General features: G+C 51.7%; 14 protein-coding genes and 1 pseudogene. 9 read left to right on the top strand and 6 right to left on the bottom strand.

Annotated elements, in window-relative coordinates; all coding sequences use genetic code 11:
- Positions 1 to 9 precede the first annotated feature (9 nt).
- On the top strand, positions 10 to 1,023 hold the full coding sequence (locus BOO20_RS10595) for a 4Fe-4S dicluster domain-containing protein (RefSeq protein WP_076792594.1): 1,014 nt from the start codon (positions 10 to 12) through the stop codon (positions 1,021 to 1,023).
- Positions 1,024 to 1,070: 47 nt separating this feature from the next.
- Entirely contained in the window at positions 1,071 to 1,886 is an 816-nt protein-coding gene (locus BOO20_RS10590) for an FAD/NAD(P)-binding protein (protein WP_076792617.1), read from the top strand.
- A gap of 2 nt (positions 1,887 to 1,888) precedes the next feature.
- Here the strand turns inward: BOO20_RS10590 and murB are convergent, their stop codons facing one another.
- The gene (gene murB, locus BOO20_RS10585; RefSeq protein WP_076792593.1) at positions 1,889 to 3,505 is read right to left on the bottom strand and encodes a UDP-N-acetylmuramate dehydrogenase; all 1,617 of its coding nucleotides are present in this window, start codon (positions 3,503 to 3,505) and stop codon (positions 1,889 to 1,891) included.
- A gap of 210 nt (positions 3,506 to 3,715) precedes the next feature.
- Between murB and BOO20_RS10580 the strand changes: the two genes are divergently transcribed.
- Positions 3,716 to 4,168, top strand: a complete 453-nt coding sequence (locus BOO20_RS10580; protein WP_076792591.1) for a hypothetical protein — start codon at positions 3,716 to 3,718, stop codon at positions 4,166 to 4,168.
- Between the two features lie 28 nt (positions 4,169 to 4,196).
- On the opposite strand, the gene BOO20_RS10575 is transcribed toward BOO20_RS10580, so the two are convergent.
- Both BOO20_RS10575 and BOO20_RS10570 read right to left on the bottom strand, forming a co-directional pair.
- A complete protein-coding gene (locus BOO20_RS10575) occupies positions 4,197 to 4,775 on the bottom strand; it encodes a nitroreductase family protein (RefSeq protein WP_076792589.1) in 579 nt (192 codons plus the stop codon).
- 5 nt (positions 4,776 to 4,780) lie between these two features.
- Positions 4,781 to 5,089, bottom strand: coding sequence for a hypothetical protein (locus BOO20_RS10570; protein WP_076792588.1), 309 nt, complete (start codon positions 5,087 to 5,089; stop codon positions 4,781 to 4,783).
- 223 nt (positions 5,090 to 5,312) lie between these two features.
- Between BOO20_RS10570 and BOO20_RS10565 the strand changes: the two genes are divergently transcribed.
- The 6 genes from BOO20_RS10565 to BOO20_RS10540 all read left to right on the top strand — a co-directional run bounded on the left by BOO20_RS10565 (position 5,313) and on the right by BOO20_RS10540 (position 10,281).
- Positions 5,313 to 5,783: a DUF2141 domain-containing protein gene (locus tag BOO20_RS10565; protein ID WP_076792616.1), complete on the top strand. Its 471-nt coding sequence runs from the start codon at positions 5,313 to 5,315 to the stop codon at positions 5,781 to 5,783.
- A 32-nt stretch (positions 5,784 to 5,815) separates the two neighbouring features.
- On the top strand, positions 5,816 to 6,019 hold the full coding sequence (locus tag BOO20_RS10560) for a YnbE family lipoprotein (protein ID WP_076792586.1): 204 nt from the start codon (positions 5,816 to 5,818) through the stop codon (positions 6,017 to 6,019).
- Positions 6,020 to 6,036: 17 nt separating this feature from the next.
- The gene (locus tag BOO20_RS10555; protein ID WP_076792584.1) at positions 6,037 to 6,378 is read left to right on the top strand and encodes a YdbL family protein; all 342 of its coding nucleotides are present in this window, start codon (positions 6,037 to 6,039) and stop codon (positions 6,376 to 6,378) included.
- A gap of 26 nt (positions 6,379 to 6,404) precedes the next feature.
- Positions 6,405 to 8,546, top strand: coding sequence for a YdbH domain-containing protein (locus BOO20_RS10550; RefSeq protein ID WP_076792583.1), 2,142 nt, complete (start codon positions 6,405 to 6,407; stop codon positions 8,544 to 8,546).
- 207 nt (positions 8,547 to 8,753) lie between these two features.
- The gene (locus tag BOO20_RS10545; RefSeq protein WP_006366827.1) at positions 8,754 to 9,023 is read left to right on the top strand and encodes a hypothetical protein; all 270 of its coding nucleotides are present in this window, start codon (positions 8,754 to 8,756) and stop codon (positions 9,021 to 9,023) included.
- 325 nt (positions 9,024 to 9,348) lie between these two features.
- Entirely contained in the window at positions 9,349 to 10,281 is a 933-nt protein-coding gene (locus tag BOO20_RS10540) for a hypothetical protein (RefSeq protein WP_076792581.1), read from the top strand.
- A 97-nt stretch (positions 10,282 to 10,378) separates the two neighbouring features.
- Here BOO20_RS10540 and BOO20_RS10535 read toward each other — a convergent pair whose 3' ends face one another.
- From BOO20_RS10535 to BOO20_RS10525, 3 genes and pseudogenes are all read right to left on the bottom strand, one after another.
- Positions 10,379 to 11,758: an aminoacetone oxidase family FAD-binding enzyme gene (locus BOO20_RS10535; RefSeq protein ID WP_076792579.1), complete on the bottom strand. Its 1,380-nt coding sequence runs from the start codon at positions 11,756 to 11,758 to the stop codon at positions 10,379 to 10,381.
- A 93-nt stretch (positions 11,759 to 11,851) separates the two neighbouring features.
- Positions 11,852 to 13,015, bottom strand: coding sequence for an efflux RND transporter periplasmic adaptor subunit (locus tag BOO20_RS10530; RefSeq protein ID WP_076792577.1), 1,164 nt, complete (start codon positions 13,013 to 13,015; stop codon positions 11,852 to 11,854).
- Positions 13,016 to 13,018: 3 nt separating this feature from the next.
- Positions 13,019 to 13,210: pseudogene (locus BOO20_RS10525) on the bottom strand (hypothetical protein); the annotation flags it as partial.
- Positions 13,211 to 13,267 lie beyond the last annotated feature (57 nt).

Here is a 13,267-nt window from a genome sequence, read left to right as displayed (position 1 = left end):
CCAAGGCGTATGACTAAAATCCTTTTTACCGATAAACTGGAGAGTTGTGTCGAACGATGGCGTTCGGCAGGCATGACGGTTATCGGTCCTGTACAGAGAGCCAACAGTTCAGTCTACGATGCAGTTAAATCCGCTTCGGAACTTGATCTCAATCTGGTTCTCGCCGACCGTTCAATCAAGGAGCTTTTTTTCCCGCAGAGCGAACCGATGCTGCGTTACACCATTACGAAATCAGAGATCAACACCTCTGATTTCAAGGCCCCTTCCGGCCCCCGGATCATCTTTGGTGCAAGAGCCTGCGATGCATCCGGTCTGGCTATTGACGACCCGCTTTTCGGTTGGGACTACAAGGATGAGTACTGGTTTCAGCGGCGCAATGAGACGGTGATTGTGACCATCGCCTGTACCAAAGCGGACGAGTTCTGCATGTGTACCTCACTGAAGCTCGCTCCTGACAGCACGAAAGGTTCCGATATTCTGCTCCGGCCCCTTGAGAACAACAAAGGATGGCTGGTTGAGGAGCTTACTGATCGGGGACGTGAAGCCTTCAAAGCGGTTGCCGACCTGCTTCAGGAGGGTTCCGATCCTGCTGCCGCAACCGTCAATGTTCCGGTAAAGTTCGATGCCGATGCCTGTGCCGAGTGGCTGAAAAACCCTGAGAACTTCGACAGCCGGTTCTGGAAGGAGATCTCGGTGCGCTGTATCGGCTGTGGTTCCTGTACCTATCTCTGTCCGACCTGTCACTGTTTTGACATTCAGGACGAAGGGGGAAGTTTTGACGGCATCAGACGCAAAAACTGGGACAGTTGCTCCTTTGCCCTCTTTACCATGCATACATCGGGTCATAACCCCCGAGCTACGCAGTCTGCCCGATGGCGTCAGCGAATCATGCACAAGTTCAACTATTTTCCAGGCAAGTTCAGTGCAAACAGTTGCAGCGGATGCGGCAGATGCACCAGAGAGTGCCCGGTTGACATGGGAATAACAGAAACTTTACAAGAGATCTCAAAATTATCGCAGTGACAGAAAACAACAGCAACGCGGCACAGAACATCTACAAGCCGGCCATCATGAAAATCGTCGACCGCCACGACGAAGCGCCAGGCGTAAGAACCATGCGGCTTGAGTTTCAGGACCCGGCCGATCATGAACTGTTTAAAGAAACATTCCGTACCGGCATGTTCGGTCTCTACGGAGTCTATGGTGAGGGTGAGAGCACCTTCTGCGTGGCCAGCCCCGAGACCCGCAAGGATTACATTGAGTGTACCTTCCGTGAGTCAGGAAGAGTGACCTCTGCGCTTGCCCGCGCCGATATCGGCGACCTTGTAACCTTCCGGGGGCCTTACGGCAACCGCTTTCCGCTTGAAGAGTTCTACGGCAAGAACCTGCTCTTCATCGCCGGAGGCATCGCCCTTCCTCCGACAAGAAGCGTTATCTGGTCATGCCTTGACCAGCGCGAAAAATTCGGCAAGGTGACCATAGTCTATGGTGCCCGCACGGTTGCCGACCTGGTTTACAAGCATGAACTTGAGGAGTGGATGAAGCGTGATGATGTGGAGCTGGTACTTGCGGTTGATCCTGGTGGAGAGTCTCCCGACTGGAAGCACCGTGTCGGGTTTGTGCCGACTGTGCTTGAAGAGGCTGCGCCCTCTCCCGACAACTGTGTAGCTGTGCTTTGCGGGCCGCCAATCATGATCAAGTTCACACTGATCTCGCTCAAAAAGCTCGGCTTTGAAGAGTCAAATGTCTATACAACGCTTGAAAACCGTATGAAGTGCGGGCTCGGCAAATGCGGCCGCTGCAACGTAGGATCAATCTATGTTTGCAAGGAGGGCCCTGTTTTCACTGCCGCAGAGGTTTCCCGAATGCCCGCAGGTGATTTGTAGCTTCATGAAAGTGTGACTCTGAAAAACTTGTCCGGCTGATGAAAATCGGCCGGTGACGAGGGATTGTTCCACCAGGGAAAGAGCCCGTACTCTCCCCTTCCCGACGATGCACAGCACTGAAGCGACACTCTGCTATCAGCAATAAACGGCTCAAGCAGCGCATAGGAAAACTCCAGACCGAATCGATCCTTCTCATTGACCATCGTCAATCCGCTGATCCAGGGTTCCGCCGAAAGCGCCTCATACCCTTTCGCTCTTCTTCTCCTCGCCTCGAAACGCAGTGCAACCCAGTGGCCTTCGGGGGTCATTTCAAATTCGAGATATGCTTCTCCCGCACCGCCCTGACCGATAAAAAGCTCAGAAACCCCATACTGCCACAAACCCTCGACAAAAGAGCCTCCTGGGAGCGATAAAGGCGGTTTACAGGCAAAAAGAGCGCTCTCTGTGCGCAGGGTTGTCCAGCGCAGAAATGGCGCTTCGGGATCGGAGACTCCATCCTCAAGTGAACGAAGCTGCTCTACGGCAGCAAAGCCGCCAGCGGGAAGCTCCCGATCATGGAAGGAGTAACCGACCAGCCGCCCCTCGACAAGCAGAACCGGAAAACACGGCAAAGCGGTTTCGCTCTCTATGTCATCGGGAGAGTAGAGAAGACCGGCCCATGCTTTTCCGGGATCACTCCGGTCTGCCCGGCATCGGACACCGCACAATTCAAGCAGGGTTCTGTCAAAACGTCCGATGCACTGTACCTCCAGATCAAGTTCAACCGAAGCCCGCTCAAGTGCGGCCGACCGCATACGGCCGGCAAGCCTGAGCACATCGGCGGCCGTGGCTTCTCCCCTGTTATAGATAAAATTGGCATGGTGGAGGCTGACCATGGCACCGCCTTCAACCATACCCTTGAAACCAAGCTCCTCAAAAATACGCCCACTGGAACGCCCGGCCTCATAGTTATTCTTGAAGGTGGAGCCGCAGCTCGGATAATCGAAATGATGCTTTTTATCGCGCTCCGTCTTATGCTCATACATCTGGCGCCGGATCTCGCACTCCGCTTTCTCGGTTGGAAATCGGAGCACGACGGCAACTACGATTTCCGGGTTCTCCATCAGAGCGGTATGCTTGTAGCCGTGAAAAACCTCTTCGGGCGGCTTCCAGGAGAGCCGGCCGTCCAGCGAAAGCGTCAGAATCCCTGCGGTGATCGCTGAAACTTCGCCGCCGAAACAGCGGGCATTCATTCTGACGGTTGAGCCTATCTGACCGGGAAGACGGTAGAGCCACTCCCCGCCGCTCCTTCCGCTTTTAAGCAGCTCTTCGGCAATAAGGGTATTGTCAGCTCCCGCTTCACAGAGGAGCTCCTCTTCAGAGAGCCAGCTGATCCTCTCCATCCCTTCAAGAGAGAGCACAATCCCGGGAAAATCCTCATCGGAAAAGATGATGTTGCTCCCTTTTCCCATGATGGCAAGTGGAAGCCGGTGCTCGCGGTTCCAGAAGAGAAGCGCCGAAAGATCAGTGATGCTTTCTGGCCGGGCAAGAAAACGGGCTGTGCCGCCAATGGCATAATAGCCCCTCTCCCTGAGAGGGACATTGGATTCGAAAAAAGAGGGCAGGATAAACTCACGCATGGAAACAGCGATCGGTAGCAATCATTACAAGGTCATGCCGGCTTTGGACAGTAACATAACCATACGGAAAGAATTCAGCAATCCAACAGTTATAATCGTCAGCAGGATAACAAATAAAGAGCACTTTCAGATATATTCCATATTTTCCTCCCGCTCTGCAAAAAGAGCGAACTGTTCCTTACCAGCATCAGCACACCTTAAAGAAACACCATGCCTGAACATAACAGCCGACAGGTTAATTTTGCTCTTGTCCAGATTACAACGGAGCAGCTTGATCTCTCTATGGATCTCTATAGTGAGGAAAAACCGGTAACCATGAGTGCCGGTCTCGATTTTGGCATACAGAGCAGCCAGAACCTGCTTAAAGTGCTCTTTAAAACCACCTTTCACCAGGAGAATATCCCCTTCATCACCATTGAAGCCGGATGTGTCTTTGCCATTGACCCTGAATCCTGGAACCTTTTCTGCAGCGAAGAGCAGGGCTTTTTAACGCTTCCAAAAAACTTTGCCGGCCATCTCGCAACACTTACTTCAGGTGCGGCTCGGGGAATATTGCACAGCAGGACTGAACATACACCGAAGAACCGCTTTTTCATTCCTGTCAGCAACATCGACGAGATGATACCGGGCAATCTCTCCCTGCCTCTTAACTCCGAGGCCTGAACAGGTAAACAAGCAGACGCTTAACCCTTCACCCTATCCGGGTAACCGTGCCGGGTTTTCTTGGTGCGGCATCCGGCCAGGGCTTGGCGCTGTAACCGAAAACAGCTGAAGCATAGGGTTGATGACCCTCCGGGAACCGCACGCCGATTTCAGCAAAAGTCTGAGGACCACCGGCACTCTGGTAGAGGATGATGGGTGAATGGACCCAGCATGAAGCGATACCGAGGGAGGCGGCAGCAAGCAGCATATTTTCCATGGCGAGCACACAATCCTCCCTGGGAGCAACGGCATAGCTGTCGGCGGAGATGATGAGAAGCATCGGCGCATGGTAAAAGACATGATAACCATCCTTGGCTGCCGTTTCCCGGAGTGCTGCATTGTCAGAGTAGAGAAAAACATTTTTACACGCACTCTGCAAGGTTTCAAGCTTGTCGTGATACTCTATTACCGTAAAATGCCATGGCTGCTGGCCCATGGCACTCGGAGCATACTGCCCTGCCTGGAGAATGGTGTTCAGCTCATCTTCTTCAAGCTGCCGCGGCTCGTAAGCGCGGATACTCCGTCGCCTGAGAATTGTTTCTATGGTATTGTTCATATATCTGGTCATTTTGGTTACTCCCCCTCTCCCACCGGCTCGGTTGATGTCGAAAGAAAACCTCTCCCCTGGGCAAAATAGATATAGACCGGTTTTTCGTTTCTCAGCACGTCAAGCACACTCTGAAACATGGATGATGGCAGATGCATCAAGATAGTGCTTCCCGACTGGCTGTCATTTTCAAAAAGCATCCCCGGATCATTGAACCTGATGTAACCGGCGACAGCTCCACCTGGCCCGTAGAGTGCAATCTGGGCACGGTTGGTCTGATAGCCTTCAGGAGAGCCATAGAGAAGAATGTGATAGTTTGTAACTTCAATGGTCATCGTTTTCTCCGGTTAATGGTTGACAGTTTTCTCTAAACGAGTGCGGAGATTTAATAGTTTTACCTCCCTGAAAAGAGTGATAAAAAACGTTCAGCACTCCGGAGTGGTATTCTGCAGGCTGGGCCATTTATCAGCTCTTGTACTTTGCTTTACAAATAACGATATTGCTCAATACTCCGGATATGCTGCCGGACGTGCAATCACCAAAACCGTTCGGAACCTCATGAAGACAGCTCTCCCGCTTGCACTCCTCCTGCTGTTGCCGGCAACGAAGCCGCTTACAGCAGAAAATGTCGTTCCGGCAAGCTCAGCGATATATCAGACCGGCTCAATCACCGTTCACATCAAGGGGCTTAAAAATCCCGACGGCATGCTTGGCTTTGCACTCTATACGACAAAGAGAGGTTTTCCCGACAAACCCGATTGCGCCTTTGCGACAAGAGTATGTAAAAACGGAAGTTCCTCAATTGACGCCACATTTGAAAACATCCCTTACGGATCCTATGCCGTAAGTGTACTGCACGATGAAAACAGCAACGGCAAAATGGACAAGAACTTTATCGGCATTCCAAATGAGGGGTTCGGTGTTTCCAACAACCCTAAAATAAGGCGTGGTCCGCCATCATTCAGCGAAGCACTTTTTTCGCTTGACACCTCGAAGCTTGAGTTGAGTATTTCAATGAACTATTTCTAACCGCAGAGTTACCCTTAACAAAAGGAACCGTAATGAAGAAATCAACCATCAGTCTGTTAACCCTCTTCTCTTTTACTTCCGCTGCACTCATGAGTGCGTGCAGTCCGACGGTAAAGGTTGAAGCCCCCGATAAACCCATCGTGATCAATATGAATATAAAAATTGATCACGAAATCAGAATCAAGGTTGATCGTGAACTCGACAACCTGCTTGACAGTAAAAAAGGATTATTCTAACCTTGAGAAACAGAACCATGAGAACCATACAGCGAATAGCCTCAAAAACAGCCATCCTCCTGATGCTTGTACTCAGCATTGCCCTTCCGGCATATGCTCTTGACCTTGAAACCGCACGTTCCAGCGGCCTTGCCGGAGAAGTTGACAACGGACTGCTTGCCGTTCCTCCCGGAGCCTCAGCGGATGCTCAGGAACTGATTACAACAATCAACAACTCCCGACGCGCAGAGTACGCAAAAGTTGCAGCACAAAACAACCTATCGCTTGATGTTGTCGGCGCCATGATGTACCAGAAAATCTATTCACGTCTTCCGGCAGGCACATGGATTCAGGTACAGGGTAACTGGGTAAAGAAGTAAAAGAGCCCCCTTAGATATTTCTCTCCGTGAAAAAATGGCTGCAACGCACACTTCTTTTTTTTCTCCTGCTGCTGGTACTCATTCCGGCAGCAGCGTGGCTCTCTTTTCCCCTGTTTGCCCCATTGCTTCTCAATCGTGCACTTGAAGGGAAACCATTCCAGCTTGAGCTCTCGGGTCTGAGTTCTCCCTCAACTTCCGGCATCAGTTTCCGTCGACTGAAAACATCGTTTACTCCACCTCCCGACGGATGCAGTGATGAACCGATCACTTTCACACTTTCGCTCTTCGGCGGAAGAGTCTCGATAAATCCCGAAATCACATCAGGGCAAAGCTCCGGAGGGTTCCTGCCGACACTCTTTAATGCTGAAGTTACGCTTCTTGCCGACTCTCTATCACTCTCCACAAATCCGGATCTCTTCGGGTTCAGCGACACAAACCCCCTCATAACCGCAAGAATTTCGGGCTCCCTGAAAAAGGGTCTTTCGCTCACGGTCAAACCACTATCCATCTCGTATCCGGTAGTCAACGGGATGGCGAGTCGTGAAAAACTTCGTCTGGAAGGGATAAACTACAACCTGCATCCAGGTGAGGCGGGTAAGTGGCAGCAGCCGGTGGATACCCTCCGTATAGCCAGACTCACCAGTGATGGATATCCTTCTCCGGTCAGTAACTTCAGGGCGCTTTTCGGCTCAAAGCAGGATCCGCTCAACCCCTGCACGCTGACGCTCAGCAACTGCTCCGTTGACCTCTTTGAGTGGCAGGCTTCATCACAGAAAATCGATTACGACCTTAAGGATAAAAAGACCAGTTTTACCCTCTCTCTTGCGGAAATTCCGCTTGCAGAACTTTTGGATTTTTTTCAGAGCGGCAACAAAAACCCGGCTGCATCAGGCAAGGTGAGCGGCTCACTGCCCATTGAGTTTCAGGACTCGACAGTAACCGTCAGAAATGCTTCACTTGCGGCATCAAAAGGCTCAAAAATTATCTTCTACACCAAAGAGAAAAGAGCCCTCCTCTCTTTCGATATCGGCTCATCCAAAGGCGGAGGGAAGCTTCTCAAGGATGTCAATGCAACAATAAAGCTCAACAGCGGACATAAAAAACTTTCCGGACTTGCGCTGAACAGCCTCTCGGCAACACTGCTCGGCGGAAAAATCACCTCAACACCCTTCAGTTTCGATCCATCAACCAGAAGCAGCCGATTCACCATCAAACTGAACAATATCAAAGCTCTTGAACGGGTAAAGCTGCAGGGCGATTTCAAGGGTTCGCTTTCCGGCTCCATCAACGGAGTCGTGCCGATTACTATCGACAAATCACGGTTTGCCGTGAACAACGCCAGGCTGCACTCAACGGGCGGAGGAAAAGTAACCATTGCAACTCCGCGCAAAAAGCAAACCACACAGGAGCGGATATTAAGCAGTGCAACCTCCGAGGCAAGCTACACCTTTACCGAACCTGACATTTTCCTCACCCGGACACTGGATGGAGGCCTCACCATCCGTTTTAAACTCAGCCGCCTCGGACGTAAAACATCATCAGGAGAGCTGCTGCTGATCGCTCCACTTGGAACGATTACCCTCTGGAAGAACAGGCTTCATCCTGATATTGTATCACTGACTGACTTCAGTTCGGGATTGCTTGACGGTTCGCTCTCTATCGCACGTGTCGACTACGATATGGCAAAAAAAAGCGCGGAAACCACCCTTCACGTGAACAACATTCCCCTGCAGAAACTGCTGGATCTCCAGGGAACGAAAAAGATTTTTGCAACCGGTACGATAAAGGGCGATATCCCCATTGCCTTAAAGAATGAGCTGTTTGAAATCCGCAATGGAGACATGAACGCCGAACAGAACGGTCAGATCATCTATGCCACAACTCCGGAAGAGCGGGCTGCGGCAAATCAGGGCCTGCGCACAACCTATGAGGCCCTGTCAAACTTTCTCTATGTGCATTTGAACTCTTCATTAAGCATGACCCCTGACGGCAAGTCTGTCATTGCTGTCCAGCTCAAGGGGAGCAATCCCGACTATCAGAACGGGCGACCGGTCGAACTGAATCTCAACGTAGAGCAGAACCTGCTTGAACTCATGCGAAGTCTCTCCATCTCTTCAAATGTTGAAGAGATCATTTCGGAAAAAGCACTGCAAATGCAGAAGAAATAGCAGAGCATGTGCAGCATCTTTCGCCCTCACCCCTGTTACCTCCCGCTTTAAACACCCCTTGCCTCCCTTCCAGGGCACTCAAACGTGCGTTTAATCACCCGATTTTACAATACATCCATGCAAAACAAAACGAAAAAGCGCTGATAACTGTTCTTGTAATGAGAAAACCTGAAGTGTATCCGGTATAATCAATCAGATAACAACACTATGGAACGCAAACTCTTTATCAACAAGTTCGACCGCAAACTCAGGTCGTGGGATCGCGATATCGCAAAGCTTGAAAAGAGAGCAGAGAAGATCACGCAAAACCTGAAGAAGCATATTGAAGAGGTAAAGCTGCATCGTGAAGCCACAGCGACAAAAGCTGCTGATCTTCTGCACAGCAGCGAGGATGCCTGGATGGAGATGAGAAAGGGTGCTGAAGTTGCCCTTAACGACCTGAAAAAGGCGTTCAGAAAAGCAAAGTCAAAGTTCTGAATCTGTCGAGAGAGGCTCTTGATCCTTTACTTTGCAGAAGTCGAAAAGGCACCCGAAAGCCGGAAGTGCACCGCTGTATCATGGATGGGTTGCGTCAGGAAGGAATAATCCGGATAATTTATATCTATTTTCCTACCAGAAGGTAACGTCTGTTTGGTTTTCTACCTTTTTGTAGCATATACTCCCGGCGAAATCGCAAAAAAAGACACAGCATCTTATTTCAAGATATACAGTTAACGATACCTGTTCTTTTCGGCACGGTTATTGCTTCATTAAAGGCAGGCAGGAGAGGTAACCCTGACAACCCTTTAAACAAGCGATAAACATGAGCAGCGTAAACACTCTGTACGGAGACCTTTCGGGTGTGGAGTTCCGCACTCTCTATTCAAACGGGAAGATGGACGGTTGTCTTGTCACAGAGCCCAATACCCTGACAACACCTTACGGCACCCTTGTTCCCCAGTATGAAGCGGAGGATATGGGACGGCGAGCGGTTAAGCCGATGTACTTCTACAAGGACGGCTCGCTCAAATCGATAGCACTGCAGTCACAAACCATGCTTGAAACGCCGGTTGGAGCTATCCCAGCTGAACTGGTCACCTTTCACAAAAACGGCAGCATCAAGCGGATATTTCCCCTTGACGGAAAGCTGAGTGGATTCTGGTCCTGGAAAAACGAGTTTGCCCTTGCAGAGGCACTTACCTTCCGTTCTCCGGTCGGTGAACTCACCGCGAAAATCATAGCGCTCCAGTTTTATGAGAGTGGCGCACTGAAAAGCATAACCCTCTGGCCCGGCCAAACGCTCAAGGTGGCAACCCCGGTTGGAGAGATCACCATCCGGACGGGACTGGCTTTCTATGAATCGGGTGAAATACGCTCGTTTGAGCCGCTTAAAAAAATTGATATCCCGACGCCAATCGGCATACTGACTGCTTACGATAACGAGCCGAACGGCATTCATGGCGATATCAACTCCGTCCAGCTCTCGGTGGATGGATCGGTTGAAGCCCTCAGTACGGTTGATCATGCCGTAGAGGTTTCAATACCGGGTTCCGGAAGTGAACTCTTTAGGCCCGGAGTAAAAAACAACGTGTGCGGTGATGAACGCAAGGTCAGCGTGCCGATGAGAGTACGATTCGAAAAGAGAGCTGTTGTTTTTCACGACAATCCGGAGTTCTCCTTCGATCTGGAAAAAAGCCGGTTTGCCATTATGCAGATGGACAGTGTAACCAAAGAACCCCTCTACTCCTGCGGGTAAAGAGATTTTGGATTTTGGATTCTGAATGTTGAATGGGTGTAGGGGCGATCCTGCGTGATCGCCCTTTTATGTTTATAGGACCTATCGGATTCGGGATTCAGGCTTTCTGAACCAAACTCTTCAGCGCACTCTGCCCGGCCATCCAGCCGGTTGAAAATGCCGCCTGAAGATTGTATCCTCCGATTTCACCGGCATAGTCGAGCAGTTCACCGCTTAAAAACAGCCTCGGAACCACCCGTGACTCCATGCTCTTCGGGTTCACCTCTGCAAGTGAAACACCGCCGGCCGATACCTCCCCCTGATCAAGCACTGTTTCACGAACGCTTCCAAGCGGAAAACGCTTCAGCACTGCAAGCAATGCGAGCCGTTTCTCTTTGGGAAGTATACTCCAGGTCACCTCACTCTCAATTGCGGCATGACGCATGATCGAGGGCACAAGAGCGGTAGGTATAGTGCCGTGGGGTGCCGTGCCGAATGCTCCCTCGGGCGGCGCTATCGGGCAGATCTGCAGGAATTTGCGCACCATCTGTGCGCCATTTTTTTTGGTCTGGCGAAGCAGAAACTGTTCGACTTCGGCGGTTGTATGATCAGGAAAGAGATCGGCAAAAAGCTGGCAGCTGCCGGACTCCCGCATAAGCTCCGCAATATCGCGTGAAAGCGAGAGTGCCGCAGGCCCGCTGAAACCGCGATGGGTGAAGAGCAGATCTCCTCGCCGTTCGACACTCCGCCCTCCCCCGGATGCGACAAGTCCGGCCGAACGCAGGGCAACTCCGGCAAGAGAGGCCGGAGGAGGCTTGATGGTGTAAACGGGAGTAAGTGCGGCAGAGGGGGCCATGACCGTATGACCGAATGCCTTTGCAATTGCAAGGCCGTCTCCGGTTGTTCCGGTTCCAGAGTATGACACGCCGCCGGTAGCCAGAATCAGGGCATCCGAAGTGAACAGTGTAGCTGCACTTCGGACATAAAAGAGGCCATCCCGCTGCTCAACACTTTTGACCCTGCAGGAGGTGCGCACAACTACCGACGCGATCCGCTGCAGCTCCTCAAAAGCAATCGCTACCGATGAGGCCTCGCCGCTATCGGGAAACACCTTTCCATCGGCTCTCACCCTGGTGGTAACACCTCGTGCAAGCAGCAGCTGAAGAAGGTCACTGCTGGTAAAACTATACAATGCATGGCGCAGAAAACGCTGTTCATTGCGACGGATAAAACCTTTTTCAAGCAGCTCTTGCGGGCTGCCTTCGTGGGTGACATTACATTTGCCTCCGCCGGAGAGTCTGAGTTTTGTTCCGGTACGGGGGTTGCGCTCAAGCAGGGTGATGGTACATGCTTCAGTGCCGATTCCGGCATCTTCGGCTGCCCGCCTCGCCGAGACGGCGGCCAGCAACCCTGAGGCCCCCCCTCCGATAATGATAATAGAGCTGTGAGAGGCGATTGGGGTTCGCGCTCTCTCCTGTACTGGTGCAGTTTTTTTCATGGGGGTAAAGTTACACCGGCAGGGGAAATGTGCAAGTGTTCTTTTTGAGATGAAAGTTCATTGCAAACGAGGGGTACAACACTCCACCGGGAGCTACTCCTGGATCTTTACCCTCATGCCGTCACGAAGTTCATTGGTGGGATGCACAACGACCTTCTCCCCCTCCCTGAGCCCGGAGAGCAGCTCGGCCTGCCTGGCCCCACGCATGCCGATCCTGACGGCCTTCTCGACAGCTTTGCCTCCATCAATGACGAAGAGGTGCCACTCATCCTTTCCCCTGAACAGGGCGCTTACCGGTACCTGGAGCACATTATTTGCTTCACTCAGAACAATCTCCGCCTGAACACGGAAATTATCGCCGAGAAGCGGTTCATAAGCGTTCAGGAGTGCCACAATATTGACCCGTTTCTCCTCGATGCCGAGTGCGGAAACTTTGGTGTATGCTGCAGGTTCGATGCTTTTCACCACTCCCTGCAGTTCCTTCCGGCCACCCCATGCGGTGATCACAACAGGGTTTCCGGGACGCACCTTTGTGGCATCACTTGAGAGCACGTCAATGACAATCTCGATTGCCGAAGGGTCGCCGATATCGACAATCGGAGATCCGGCAGTGATGAGCCTCTCGCTCTTTTCATGGATTCGCAGTACCCGTCCATCAGCAGGTGAGATCACCGCCAAAGGCTTTCCTGATATCTGACTGTTGGTAAAGGTCTGAATCGCATCCAGGCTGTAACGGGCTGCTGTTGCTGCCGCACCGGCGGCTTCGGCCTCTTTGCGGGCAATTGCCGCCTCACTCGCAGCAAGTTCAGCGGCTTCAAGTGATACGGCACCCTCCTGCTTGAGGTTCCGGTAACGCACAGCACGGCGGTCTGCCTGTTCACGAGTGAGCAGGGCACGACGGTGACGAGCATTCGCTTCAGCAAATAGAGCACGGGCGGCTTCGGCTTTTGCTGCGGCTTCCTGCCCGGCTCTTGAGTCAAGTTCGGGCGGAAGAAGTGAGGCAAGCACACTGCCTTTCCGGACACTGTCGCCCTCCTTGATGGTCATTCTCAAAAGCTTTCCGGTTACCGGAGCGGCGAGAACATACCGGTCGTTTACGCGCGTCACACCTTCGCCCTCAAGCGTTACCTGAAGCGGGCCGCAGCGGACAAGCGCGGTATCAACGGGAAGCGGAGAGGGTCTGAATACAAAAAAAAGGATAAGAGCAACTGAAGCAAGCGAGAGCCCTGCAATTCTCTGTGTTTTCGATACGGTCATAATCTATTCTCTGGTTTTCAATACCTCGACAAGGTCGAGCGATGTCAGTCGTTTTTTGACCGCAAGAGCGGAGAGAAACGAAACAATGACGATAACAATAAAAGCAAACAGAAAGTTATAGGCGCTGAACACAAAAGGAAGCCGGTAGAGCTCGGAACTGAGCGCACGGGCAAGAAGTGCGGAGAGCGCAATACCCTATGTGTTAATATAGATGTCGCGTCCAACAAGGAGGCGAATTATGGAATATTCAAG

Source organism: Chlorobium sp. KB01, assembly GCF_001975465.1.
Lineage (GTDB): Bacteria > Bacteroidota > Chlorobiia > Chlorobiales > Chlorobiaceae > Chlorobium.
The sequence above is the reverse complement of the archived record's forward strand: the minus strand, read 5'-3'. Positions and strand labels throughout refer to the sequence as shown.

Coding starts and splice junctions, on each gene's coding strand:
- BOO20_RS10580 (WP_076792591.1), top strand. CDS start 3,716: ATGCCTGAACATAACAGCCGACAGGTTAATTTTGCTCTTGTCCAGATT.
- BOO20_RS10575 (WP_076792589.1), bottom strand. CDS start 4,775: ATGACCAGATATATGAACAATACCATAGAAACAATTCTCAGGCGACGG.
- BOO20_RS10595 (WP_076792594.1), top strand. CDS start 10: ATGACTAAAATCCTTTTTACCGATAAACTGGAGAGTTGTGTCGAACGA.
- BOO20_RS10565 (WP_076792616.1), top strand. CDS start 5,313: ATGAAGACAGCTCTCCCGCTTGCACTCCTCCTGCTGTTGCCGGCAACG.
- murB (WP_076792593.1), bottom strand. CDS start 3,505: ATGCGTGAGTTTATCCTGCCCTCTTTTTTCGAATCCAATGTCCCTCTC.
- BOO20_RS10540 (WP_076792581.1), top strand. CDS start 9,349: ATGAGCAGCGTAAACACTCTGTACGGAGACCTTTCGGGTGTGGAGTTC.
- BOO20_RS10570 (WP_076792588.1), bottom strand. CDS start 5,089: ATGACCATTGAAGTTACAAACTATCACATTCTTCTCTATGGCTCTCCT.
- BOO20_RS10530 (WP_076792577.1), bottom strand. CDS start 13,015: ATGACCGTATCGAAAACACAGAGAATTGCAGGGCTCTCGCTTGCTTCA.
- BOO20_RS10535 (WP_076792579.1), bottom strand. CDS start 11,758: ATGAAAAAAACTGCACCAGTACAGGAGAGAGCGCGAACCCCAATCGCC.
- BOO20_RS10590 (WP_076792617.1), top strand. CDS start 1,071: ATGAAAATCGTCGACCGCCACGACGAAGCGCCAGGCGTAAGAACCATG.
- BOO20_RS10555 (WP_076792584.1), top strand. CDS start 6,037: ATGAGAACCATACAGCGAATAGCCTCAAAAACAGCCATCCTCCTGATG.
- BOO20_RS10560 (WP_076792586.1), top strand. CDS start 5,816: ATGAAGAAATCAACCATCAGTCTGTTAACCCTCTTCTCTTTTACTTCC.
- BOO20_RS10545 (WP_006366827.1), top strand. CDS start 8,754: ATGGAACGCAAACTCTTTATCAACAAGTTCGACCGCAAACTCAGGTCG.